We start from the raw sequence: 11987 nt of genomic DNA, 5'->3' as shown, positions 1-11987 counted from the left end.
GGGCCATTAATGATTGAATTGATTGCTATCATGAGTTGTTTTATTGCTTCAATAATATTGACACCAGTCGTCAAAAAATTGGCTTTTGCTATTGGCGCTGTAGATCGTCCGAATCACCGAAAGGTCCATCAGCGTATTATGCCCCGCCTCGGCGGTTTGGCAATTTTTATGAGCTTTGTGCTCGGTTTTTTGTTTTTCCAGCCAGATAAAAGCTTGTTGTGGCCGATTCTTGTAGGTGCATTGATCATCGTGATCACAGGTGTGTTGGATGATATCTTTGAGCTGTCGGCAAAATGGAAGCTGATCGGGCAGATTTTAGCTGCTTCTGTCGTCATTCTTTCAGATATTCAGATCACCTACATCGATATTCCGTTTATCGGATTATGGGAGCTTGGTCTTCTTAGTGTACCATTTACGTTATTATGGATCGTCGGGATTACGAATGCCATTAACTTAATAGACGGACTCGACGGTTTAGCAGCAGGTGTTTCAGCGATCGTGCTCCTTGCTGTTTCGACGATGGCTATTTTAATGGGCGATACGTTCGTTGCGATGCTCGGTTTTATCCTTATGGGGAGCACGCTCGGTTTTCTCGCCTATAACTTTCATCCAGCGAAGATTTTTATGGGCGATACCGGCGCGCTGTTTTTAGGCTTTATGATTTCGGTGCTTGCCATTCTTGGCTTTAAAAACATTACGTTTTTTTCGCTACTCGTACCTGTCATTATGCTCGGTGTGCCGATTTCAGATACGTTCTTTGCGATTATTCGTCGTATTGTTAATAAAAAGCCGTTGTCGGCGCCTGATAAATCACATTTGCATCATTGTTTACTCAACTTAGGTCTGTCCCACCGTGCGACAGTTCTCGTCATTTATGCAATGGCAGCGATGTTTGGCTTAGTGGCGATCGTCTTTTCACAAGCGACTTCTACGCTCTGGGTTGCGGTCGGCATCATCGTTGTTTTGCTTTTGGTGATTCAACTGATTGCCGAAGGAATTGGTTTAATGGGGAGCTCGTTTAAACCGCTCTTAAACTTTTTCCGCCGTGTTGGTGCGCGACGCTAAATCAATATCGTTTTATTTGTGAGTGGTCCGGTGAGCTATCGTAGCCCACCGGACTTTCTTCGTTCAGAGTGGTGTAGGAGTTGATGGGAGGATATCCTGTGAAATGCAGGATATGGTATGATAAAGCTTAGATTAGACTAGAATTTGAGGGAGTGTCGTGCGTTTTGAAAAAAATATTGATGGTTGTCTTTGTTGTCAGCCTGCTTGTGACCGCACCGCTCATTGTTGAACGGTTTTCTGTGGAGCAAGCTAATGATACATACCAAGTTGTTGTGCCTGAAAGTCAGCTCAACGGTTTCGAACGTTGGGGAATCGATGAAGAAGGCTTAGTCAATGGGTTAAAGCAGGCTGGTGTACATGCAATTTCTGTTGAACCAGAAACGATTCAATCGTTGGAAGATCAGCTGGAGTTGCTTTATGTGAACAAGCCTGATTTTTTAAGGGAGCATCCTGACGCTGTCGCCGAATACCGAGACAAGTCTGGCTTCTTTATTGCACCTGTCGAAGGCTCTGAAGACATTTTTCAGCAGGTCCAATCCGCTCTTGGCGATGCGATTGAGGGAACGATGCAAACGAATGATGTAGGGCATCCTTACTTTTTCGTGCAAGGTGGAGAATGGCTGACTGAAAAACCGATCACGTTTAATATGGATCGCATTGACCAATTGAAACAAAGCGAGTTTGGTATCGTCCTTCGAATGAGCAATGATATTGATGAAAATAATGACTATTTGCTAGATCAGATGGTCACGATTCAAGAAGAGTATGCAGCAGACCAAGTGATTTTTCTCGGTGAAAAAGCTTTAGGGATGCCGCTTGAAGAGCCTGTATACAATGGGGAGAATGAAGAAAAAAGGTTAGAAGAGTTTACCGACTTCTTTAAAGAAAATGGCTTTAAGGTGGCGCAAATCGAGTTTTTTGAACAAGAAGGTTTGCAATCGTATGGTTTCGCATTAGGCAACAGAATTTTGCGACTTCATAGCCTTAATCTATATGACAATCGCTCTCCTGAATCATACGTAGAGCGGGCGAGTCGGGCTGTCAAAGAACGAAACATGCGTTTGCTCTTCGTGAATATTTTTGATGAAGGCAAGCTGGAGAGCGGTTCATTCAAGCCGGATTCAATGCTGCAAAATTCGGTCAACACGATTGCTGCGATTCATGAGGCGATTCCGAACCAGTTTGAGCATGGAAAAGCTCAGCCATTTAGTGAAATTACCCAGCCATTGTGGGCGAAGTTGGCGGTTGCAGTAGCCATTGCTGCTTTGACAGGTTTAGCACTATTAAATGTGTCGCGACGCCTGGCCTATGTAGGGATGGCCAGTATGCTCGTCGTTGGGCTGCTTTGGACGGTTGTTGATATTGGATTGATTGGTAAGGCGCTAGCACTTTTCGTTGGTATTCTCGCTCCGGCGATGGCGGTTGGTCAAGCGCTGCACGTGAAAAGCAAAGCCGATTTGTTGAAAAAATATGTGCTTGCTGGTGCGTTATCTCTTGCAGGATCGTGGTTGATCGTTGTGATTTTGTACGGCAATGAGTTTTTAGTAAAGGTCGACGAATTCCGTGGCGTGAAACTACTTTATGTAGGTTCGATCGTATTGCTGACGGTATATCTAATCTACAAAAATAAAACGTGGCTCGGATATTTACGTGAGCCAGTTCGCTACTACCAGGTTGCGATCATCGGTGTGCTGCTGGCCGCCTTTGCGTACTTTTTAATGAGGAGTGGAAATGACGCCACTGTGAGCGGGATCGAATTGCAGTTTCGGACAGCGCTGGAACAGCTTTTATACGTAAGACCTCGTACGAAAGAATTTCTGATTGGATTCCCGGTCTTTGTCTTTGCGATGTATCATGTCATGAAAGGACGTAACATGGCGGTTGTCCTTTATCTAGGGGCAGTCATTGGCACGATGTCTCTCGTTAATACGTTTACACATTTGCACATTCCGCTGTCAATTTCGCTCTTACGTTCGATCTATGGCCTCATCATCGGACTTATCATCGGCTTGTTGCTCATCGTCGTTTGGAAAGGGCTTGTCCGCTTGTATCATCGTTTCATTCGTCCGAGGTGGTCATGATGAAGGTCGTGCTGTCAGGCTACTATGGATACGATAATATGGGAGATGAAGCGATCCTTTATTCGATCATTCAGGCGCTCCGTGCACAGGACCCGGCAATTGACATTACGGTTCTGTCGAATCAACCTGAAGAAACAGCGAAAGCATACGGCGTTTCAGCAGTGAACCGCTGGAGAATTAAAGATATGATGAAGTCGCTGAAAGAGGCGGATGGTTTCATTAGCGGGGGCGGCAGCCTGCTGCAAGATGCGACGAGCAATAAAACGGTGCCTTATTATGCTGGGTTAATGCAGATGGCTTCCTGGCTCGGTAAACCATATGCCGTTTATGCACAAGGTATCGGTCCGTTATCCAAAAAACTTGGGCAGCGACTGACTGTGTCATCAATGAATAAAGCGGCCGTTGTGACCGTACGAGATGAAGGCTCGCTTGCATTGCTTCGCTCCCTTGGCGTGAATCGATCTGTTGACGTCGTTCCTGATCCTGTGATGGCTTTGGAGCCGTCTGATGCATTGCCTAATTGGTTTCATGAGCAAGGTGAATCACGTCCTGTGATCACGTTGTCGGTAAGGGATTGGCCATCGGAAGAGCCATATTTGCAAAAAATGGCTACTTCTGTTGAAAGGCTTGCAAAAGAGAAAGGAGCCGCGGTTGCGCTGCTTCCGGTGCATGGTGAACATGACTTAAAAACGAGTCAGGCTCTCGCCGAGCACCTGCAATCTCCTTATTTGATGTTTCCACATGATGCTTCTTTAGAAGAAAAGCTCGCAATGGTTAGGGATAGCGAGCTCTTGATTGGAATGCGTCTTCACGCACTTATTTTTGCAGCAACAAGCAACACACCTTTTGTTGCCGTAAGCTATGACCCTAAAATTGATGCGATAGCAAAACAATTGCAGCAACCGCTTGTCGGTCATGTATCGGATCCATGGACGGCAGACGATTTGTATAAGCTCTCTAGCCAACTTTGGAATGATCCAGATATTCGGACTGTGTTGGGTGAGAAAGTAAAGCCATTAAAAGAAAGTGCTGAACGAACAGCCATAAAGGTGCTTACCGCCTTCGGTACGTAATCAAATTGTAAACTTTCGCCTGAATGCTTGAATCACAAGTGTTCAGGCGTTTTTTTTTCTGGATAAATTGACATATTCCGACGGTAAACCCTATTTTATCTTGAATTTTTTTCGTTGAAGGCTTACATTTAGAAAAGGAGACGGCATCATCGCACATTCCTTCTTAAAACTCCTTCAACGAGAAAAAACACCTGTGAATCAATGATTCCATCCTCGAAATTGATGTTGTTCAGTACCTTATTGAATGTATGTCGGGCATTCAAAACGACGACGCAGGACAGATAAAGATGTGAAGGTATGTTTTGTTAAAAGAGAAAAAGAACAAAGAAATGAAGGATATTGTGCGGGAAAAACGTATTTTGGAGGTTTGTGTAAGGATGGGGAAGAGTAGGAGAATACTTCACGGTTTTGGTGCGCTGTTGTTTGGATTGGTTTTTTTACTTGCCGCTAATCAGGCAATGGCTGCTGCCAAGGGCACGGTTACTGTCGATGGCTTAAATGTTCGTTCGTCGCCCGCAATGGATGGGAGTGTTCTCGGAAAGCTAAATACGGAGCAAGAAGTATCCGTTTCCGACACTCAGGGAGATTGGCTTACCATCACATACAAGGGAGAAAAAGCATACGTACATAAAGATTATGTATCTTTGGGCAAGAGCAATGGAAAGGCTACAGAGAAATTTGCTATCACAGTGAACGGACAAACAGTGCAATCACCTGTTTCGCCTGTGATGGAAAATGATCGGTTACTCGTTCCCTTTCGTGCGATCTCAGAAGCCTTAGGTGTCACAGTGCATTGGGTGAATGACACTCGACAAGTTCACGCTAAAGATAACGGAAAAAAGATTGTGATGACCGTTGATTCAGCAGATGTTTCGGTTGATGGACAGACGACAACAGTGAATCCAGCACCATCGATTCGTAATGAGCACACGATGATCCCTTTGCGTTTCTTTTCTGAAACCTTTGGTGCTACTGTCCACTGGGATCAGAACACACAGTCAGTCACAATTAAGCGGGATGCGTCTGATATCCCACCTGCCCCAAATCCATCAGACGGCTCACAGGCGGCTCAAGTGGAACAAGTAGGGAAAGATACAGAGCTGAAAGCAACGCCAATGAGCACTTCTAAAACGATCGCTTCCTTAAATAAAGGGGATGACGTTCGCGTCATTCGCGAGGAAGGCGGCTGGCTGTACGTTGAGCATGAGGGGAAAAAGGGATATATTAGCCAAACGGTTCTTTCTAGTGGCGGAACAGAAGCTGAAGGGCTTGTAGCGGTCGTCAATGCAGACATTTTGAATGTTCGCAGCTCAGCCGATGCAAGCAGTAAAAAGCTAGGAAGCCTTGACCGGGGTGAAGAGGTTGACGTGATTACAACACAGGACAACTGGGCAAAAATTCGAAGAGGCAACCTTGTTGGCTGGATTCATACCGGCTATGCAACCCTGTATGATAGAGGTGGCCAGCTGACTAGAGAGCTATCTGCACCGGAAAAAACGGAAGGCAACAACCGGACAACGTTTACGTGGTCAAAGCTCGGTGATGTAAACACGAGGCAAATTATGACCGAGCAAGGCGTAGCGATTAGCACGAATGCTGGAGAGATCGGAAGCTTTAATTTTCAGCACCCTGGAATCCAAAGCGTCAGCACGACCAATGGAAATTACGGAAAGCAGATTGATGTAAAGCTATCACCTGGCTACCATTATGTCGTTCGTCATTCGTCCGGCAGTGTCTCGTTAGACATCTTACCGAGCGGGTTAAAGGGCAAAAAAGTCGTTGTCGATGCAGGGCATGGAGGGCATGATAGTGGAGCTGTTGGAGCGACTGGGCTTCTTGAAAAAGAGGTTACGCTTGACGTTGCGAAAAAGCTGAAGGCGAAGCTTGAAGCTGCTGGGGCGACTGTGATTGAATCACGTCCGACGGGGGATTTTACAACCCTCTCAGGGCGGGTACAAATCGCACATGAAAATGGCGGGGATGTCTTTGTCAGCATTCATGCCGATTCGTTCTCAGCAACATCAAAAGGTTCAACATCATTTTATCATTCTGGTAAAAACCCTAGCTGGGAGCAAAGTAAAGAGCTGTCAGACCTAGTTATTCATTATTTAACAAGTAATTTAGGGACTGTAAGCCGTGGGTCAGTGGATAAAAGCTTCCACGTCATTCGTGAGACAGAAATTCCTGCCATTCTTGCAGAGACAGCCTTCTTGTCAAACCCGCAAGAAGAAGCATTGTTAAAGACAGATGCGTTTCGTGAAAAAGCGGCAACTGCTCTTTTCCAAGCGCTTGAAGCGTATTTTAAGTAAAACATCTATGCAAGACCGCGTCTTCTCTGGTAAAACGATCTAGGGGATTGGCGCGGTTTTTGTCTTTTTCATACTCAGCAGGGCAATAAACAATGTCGAGCGCAAGCTTTGACAGCCTTGAGCAGCATCTGTAAGTTCGCCCGGACGGCTGACAAACGCTCGTATCCATCGTTGCTTGACTTGTTTCGTCTCGTCAGTAACCAAGGTTCTATTCAAGTCTTCTCTCGCCTTCACGCTCAGGCTGTTAAACAGGAGAGTTAGCAAAAAACGATCGACAAAGCCAAGTTTGACTTTGACTGCACACTGAAAGCCCCGCCTGTTAAAGGCGGGGCTTTATAGTTTGTTTCTATCGAGAAGGAGACGAGGCAGTGCTCGTGTCATCTTCTGGAGAGTTGACGTCTAAATGCCTTTGTAAATTTTGTTGTACTTCTTGGAGTGAATCGTCAGAAACTTGATAGTAGTAAACGTCTTGACCAACGGAATTACGGATATATGTCCCTTCACCAATTAACGAGAGGTGCTCGACATCGAGCTGTCCGTTCGTTGTCAAATAGTCGTGGAAAGAGATCATGTCGTTAAATTTCATATTGGTCGTTAAATGATCACTAATATCTGTGAACACATCATCAAATTTTGTAATCGATTCAAGCCTCATGGATTTTTCTAAGACCGACTCGATAATCAGCTGTTGTCGTTGTCCACGTTGAAAATCGCTGTCAATTCGCGTGCGGGCGAAGGCGAGAGCTTCCTCGCCATTTAACGTCTGCTCCCCTTCTCGGAGCGTAATGGCACCTTGGACATCTTCAGAGTTTTGTTCAGAAAATGCAAATGGAACGTCAACGGTGACACCGCCTAAAGTGTCAATGATCGACATAAAAGCTTGAAAGTCTAAACGGACATAATAGTCGACCGGTACTTGCAAAAATTGCTCAACTGTTTGCACGGTCATGTCGATACCGCCAAATGCATGGGCATGATTAATCTTATCATTATAATCGCGACCGATAATCTCTGTATATGTGTCGCGTGGAATGCTGACAACTTTTACCGATTTATCATTTTTATTAAAAGTTGCAAGCAGTAAAGCATCGGTACGGGCGTTGTCACTTCCAAATCCTCGTGTGTCACTAGAATCAATGCCCATAAACAAAATGGATGTATTATCGACATTCGGGTCAATTGGTTTGTCTCTTAATGATGATTTATTGCTCTCTTTCCTGCTTTCAAGTTCCTGCTGAGCCTGATCTACGGCTTCTTTCGCAGATAATCCGACGCTCACGGCGTAAGAGGTTGCTGCAATGCCTAAAACGAGAAAGGGAATGAGGACAAAAACCACAGCCTCCTCCTTTTTTGTAATCGGCGTTTTTTTCGCGTTTCACTCATTCGTAATAAACTCCTTTTTTCTGTAGCAGCCTGGTTTTATGATGATCCATGGTGAACATCCTTCTCCAAGTATTCGCTCCCTAAGATCGAAATTTGTCCTTGTCCATTTGTCATTTCTGTTATCCAATCGACAAAGTGATCGTGATCATTAGGTGCAACATACATTTGTATGCCGACTTGATTAGAATAGTCCATTTGCTTCACAGGGTATTGAGAAGACCGAACTTCATTTTCTACTTTTCCAACCCAGTGGTAATCAATTTCGACAAGAACAACATTCATTAAAATACGTTCAACGATGCCTACATGTTTTAATGTTTCGCTTACTGTTTTCCCGTAGGCACGTATGAGTCCACCGGCACCGAGCTTAATGCCGCCAAAATATCTCGTAACGACAACAACTGTGTCCTTCAGTTGTTGTTTTTTTAACACTTCCAGCATTGGGACACCAGCGGTACCGCTTGGTTCACCATCATCATTGGCTTTTTGAATTTGGTCGTGTTCGCCAGTTAAATAAGCAGAGCAATTATGTGTTGCAGATGCGTGCTCTTTTTTTTTCTGCTGAATAAACGAGAGGGCCTCATCGGAACTTTCGACACGTCGACAAGCACCGATAAATCTCGATTTTTGTATAACGATTTCGTGTTCCCCCTCTTGTTTTACGGTATAATAGTGTGACAACATGAAAAAGCCCCCCTTGGCAGCACCTTTTCTATTTCTATTCATCTAGTATAAAACAGCGGCTGACAAATGCAAATATATGCATTGCGATTGATTTGTCAAAAACGAGGGAGGGACATAGTTAAAACAAACCTACATACAAAAGAAATAAACAATGTGTTACAATTTCAATACTATTGTCGAAATTAGCCGACAGTAGGCGAAGCAGATGAGTAAACAAACGTTCTGTCGGTGCATGCGGAGGGTTGACATGTGTGCCAAAAAATTGACGTGAAATTGCTTGATAGTGTCGTTGAGCGAATGGTCAAGACTGTACATAGTAGTAAAAATGAAGTGTTTCAAATCGGCGAACAATCTCGTCAGGAATTCGAGCAGTTAAAAAAAGAAAGTATGGAAACACGCAGAAAACTGAATGACATTATTGATGAAGGGGATCGGCTGGAGGCACACACGAAGCTTGCCAGAATGCGGCTGTCTGAAGTGAGTAAAAACTTTAAACAGTTTTCTGAATCCGAAGTACGGGAAGCTTACGAGAGAGCACATGACTTACAAATGCAATTAACGATGAACCGGCAGAAAGAGCAACAATTACGAGAGCGCAGAGATGACTTAGACCGAAGAATCATGAATTTGCGTAAAACTGTAGAACGTGCCGAGACTCTAGGGAGTCAAATTACAGTTGTGCTCAATTATCTGACAGGAAGCTTCCAGCAGGTTGGCGAGATGATTGAAGATGCGAAGCAAAAGCAGGAGTTTGGTCTGAAAATTATTGAAGCACAGGAGGATGAGAGGCGACGACTGTCTCGAGAAATCCATGACGGACCAGCGCAAATGCTTGCCAATGTCATGATGCGTTCAGAGCTTATCGATCGGATTGCGAAGGAACGAAGTATGGGGGAAGCTCTTTCTGAGGTGAGAGATTTACGGAAAATGGTACGGTCAGCTTTATATGAAGTCAGACGAATTATTTATGATCTGAGACCGATGGCTTTGGATGATCTTGGGCTCGTTCCCACCTTGCAACGTTATTTAGTTACGATCGAAGAGTACAACAAGATTCACATTGAATTTCAAAATATAGGTGAGGAGCGCCGGATTTCATCACGGCTTGAGGTCGCTCTTTTTCGTCTCGTCCAAGAGGCTGTTCAAAATGCTGTCAAGCATGCTGAGCCTTTAGAGGTCAAGGTGAAGCTTGAGATCACGAAACAAAATTGCACCGTGATCGTGTCAGATAATGGAAAAGGGTTTGATCCGGATCAACAACACAGCAACTCATTTGGTTTGATAGGAATGCGCGAACGTGTAGACTTACTAGAGGGTGAGATGACGATATTCTCCGCCCAAAATCAAGGAACGCGAATTACGATTATCGTACCAATGACCGATTCAGATTAGCCAAGTGCATTCATTTAATTTTAAATAAGAAATAGTGAAGAATAGAGGAGGGCGTGGTATGTCATCCACACGTATCGTCATTATTGATGATCATCAATTGTTTCGAGAAGGGATCAAACGAATCTTAGAGCTGGAACGCACATTCGAAGTCGTCGCGGAAGGCGATGATGGCGATGAAGCGATTGATTTAATCAGAACGTACAAGCCGGATGTCGTCATTATGGATATTAACATGCCCCGGGTTAATGGGGTGGAGGCCACAAAGCGCTTAGTCGAAACATTTCCGGGTACAAAGGTGATTATCCTATCGATTCACGATGATGAGTCGTATGTGACCCATGCATTAAAAACGGGCGCAACGGGCTATCTCCTGAAAGAAATGGATGCAGATACACTCATTGAAGCAGTTAAAATAGTGAGCGATGGTGGTTCTTATTTACACCCGAAAATCACCCATAACTTAGTCAAGGAATACCGTCGCCTCTTGCAGCAGAAGCAAAACCATTATGGAGAGGCAGAGCCTGAGGAAGTCCGTCGTCCATTGCATATCCTGACACGTCGCGAATGTGAGGTTTTGCAATTACTGGCTGATGGAAAAAGCAATCGCTCCATAGGTGAAACATTATATATTTCTGAAAAAACGGTAAAAAACCATGTGAGCAATATTCTACAAAAAATGAATGTCAATGATCGAACACAGGCGGTTGTCGTCGCGATTAAAAATGGTTGGGTCGTCGTGCGGTAAAAAGATTTGCAACAAAGTTTATGATCAGCGATGCTGTCAATGCAAAAAGCCAACCTGACCACAAATACGGTTCAAAGCGCTTCTTTGCTCCAGAGGCTCGTTTTAGTAGGCGGACGTGATCGTCAAAGCGTTCGCTTTTTTCGCCTATGCCGACTTCTCCCAAGGCCTCCATTTTTACCAACCTCCCCTTATCTACTCTCTAGAAAAATGCAGATAGCAATTCCTTAGCTGAGCATGTAAACTATGATAGATATAGGCAATTAGAAGTTTCGTTAGAAAAGGAATGGTGAATTTTGAAAACAGCCATTGTAACAGATAGTACTGCTTATTTAACAGAAGCGATGCTTAAAAATAACAACATCTATCGAATTCCTCTGAACGTCATCATGAACGGAGAGAGCTTCCAAGAAGAGATAGAGTTAACAGCAGACGATTTTTATGACAAAGTTCGTGATGCAGATGAATTGCCAAAAACATCGCAACCGGCGATTGGTGAGTTCACTAAGCTTTACGAAGAGATTGCGCAATCATATGATGCTGTCATTTCGATACACTTATCAAGCGCCATTTCCGGAACGTATCAGGCGGCGATCACTGCTGGTGATATGATTGAAAATTTAGAGGTGTATGTCTTTGATTCTGAAATCAGCTGTATGCCCCAAGGGATGCTTGTGCTTGCCGCAGCAAAGAAGGCGCAAGCAGGAATACATCCACAAGAGATTGTTCAACAATTACATAAACTGCGCCAACATACAAAGGCTTACTTTATCGTTGAAGATCTAAAGCATTTGCAAAAAGGCGGACGTTTAACAGGTGCTCAGGCACTCGTAGGCAGTATGCTGCAAATCAAGCCTGTATTGCATTTCGTTGATAAAAAGATCGTTCCGTATGAAAAAATTCGCACACGGAAACGAGCGAAAGCACGCATTATGCAGAAGCTCTCTGAAAGCCTAGAGCGTGAAGGGAACGCAACCATCACGATTATTCATGCAAACCGTCTGGAGGAAGCCAACGAATTAAAACAGGAAATTGAACGTGAGTATCCGAGTGCGTCTGTTTTTATTAGTTATTTTGGTGCAGTGATTGGGACGCATTTAGGTGAAGGCGCTTTAGGAATTGGTTGGTGTCCTGTCGCATTAACTGAGTAGTCGTCACGATTTAGTAAGTCCCACTGCTTTCGTCTCTTCATGAACGCTCTTCATTTACGCGTACGCTTCATTCAAAAATTAGTTAACGAACGGTGTAAATAGACTGA

Annotated in this window: 10 protein-coding genes; 7 read left to right on the top strand and 3 right to left on the bottom strand. The window is 44.3% G+C overall.

Annotation, left to right across the window (positions count from 1 at the left end):
• The first annotated feature begins 9 nt into the window (after window positions 1-9).
• The 4 genes from G4V62_RS08265 to G4V62_RS08250 all read left to right on the top strand — a co-directional run bounded on the left by G4V62_RS08265 (window position 10) and on the right by G4V62_RS08250 (window position 6528).
• A complete protein-coding gene (locus G4V62_RS08265; protein ID WP_165201112.1) occupies window positions 10-1065 on the top strand; it encodes a glycosyltransferase family 4 protein in 1056 nt (351 codons plus the stop codon).
• 164 nt (window positions 1066-1229) lie between these two features.
• The gene (locus G4V62_RS08260; RefSeq protein ID WP_165201110.1) at window positions 1230-3146 is read left to right on the top strand and encodes a DUF5693 family protein; all 1917 of its coding nucleotides are present in this window, start codon (window positions 1230-1232) and stop codon (window positions 3144-3146) included.
• Window positions 3146-4219 carry a polysaccharide pyruvyl transferase CsaB gene (gene csaB, locus G4V62_RS08255; RefSeq protein ID WP_246218335.1) on the top strand — a complete coding sequence of 358 codons (1074 nt, stop codon included), beginning with the start codon at window positions 3146-3148 and terminating at the stop codon, window positions 4217-4219. The genes G4V62_RS08260 and csaB overlap by 1 nt, the downstream gene beginning before the upstream one ends.
• A 377-nt stretch (window positions 4220-4596) precedes the next feature.
• Complete coding sequence (locus G4V62_RS08250; protein WP_165201106.1) at window positions 4597-6528, top strand: N-acetylmuramoyl-L-alanine amidase; 1932 nt, start codon at window positions 4597-4599, stop codon at window positions 6526-6528.
• Between the two features lie 39 nt (window positions 6529-6567).
• On the opposite strand, the gene G4V62_RS08245 is transcribed toward G4V62_RS08250, so the two are convergent.
• The 3 genes from G4V62_RS08245 to G4V62_RS08235 form a co-directional block, all read right to left on the bottom strand.
• The gene (locus tag G4V62_RS08245) at window positions 6568-6744 is read right to left on the bottom strand and encodes a hypothetical protein (RefSeq protein ID WP_165201104.1); all 177 of its coding nucleotides are present in this window, start codon (window positions 6742-6744) and stop codon (window positions 6568-6570) included.
• A 130-nt stretch (window positions 6745-6874) separates the two neighbouring features.
• Window positions 6875-7864: an LCP family protein gene (locus G4V62_RS08240; RefSeq protein ID WP_312855461.1), complete on the bottom strand. Its 990-nt coding sequence runs from the start codon at window positions 7862-7864 to the stop codon at window positions 6875-6877.
• A gap of 83 nt (window positions 7865-7947) precedes the next feature.
• The gene (locus tag G4V62_RS08235; protein ID WP_165201103.1) at window positions 7948-8595 is read right to left on the bottom strand and encodes a YigZ family protein; all 648 of its coding nucleotides are present in this window, start codon (window positions 8593-8595) and stop codon (window positions 7948-7950) included.
• A gap of 249 nt (window positions 8596-8844) precedes the next feature.
• Between G4V62_RS08235 and G4V62_RS08230 the strand changes: the two genes are divergently transcribed.
• The 3 genes from G4V62_RS08230 to G4V62_RS08220 all read left to right on the top strand — a co-directional run bounded on the left by G4V62_RS08230 (window position 8845) and on the right by G4V62_RS08220 (window position 11880).
• Entirely contained in the window at window positions 8845-9987 is a 1143-nt protein-coding gene (locus G4V62_RS08230) for a sensor histidine kinase (RefSeq protein ID WP_165201102.1), read from the top strand.
• Between the two features lie 58 nt (window positions 9988-10045).
• Complete coding sequence (locus tag G4V62_RS08225; protein ID WP_165201100.1) at window positions 10046-10732, top strand: response regulator transcription factor; 687 nt, start codon at window positions 10046-10048, stop codon at window positions 10730-10732.
• 293 nt (window positions 10733-11025) lie between these two features.
• On the top strand, window positions 11026-11880 hold the full coding sequence (locus G4V62_RS08220; RefSeq protein ID WP_165201098.1) for a fatty acid kinase binding subunit FakB: 855 nt from the start codon (window positions 11026-11028) through the stop codon (window positions 11878-11880).
• Window positions 11881-11987 lie beyond the last annotated feature (107 nt).

It is taken from the genome of Litoribacterium kuwaitense (assembly GCF_011058155.1).
GTDB classification, from domain to species: domain Bacteria; phylum Bacillota; class Bacilli; order Bacillales; family DSM-28697; genus Litoribacterium; species Litoribacterium kuwaitense.
Note: the sequence above shows the minus strand (reverse complement) of the source record. Positions and strands in the feature narration are given on the sequence as shown.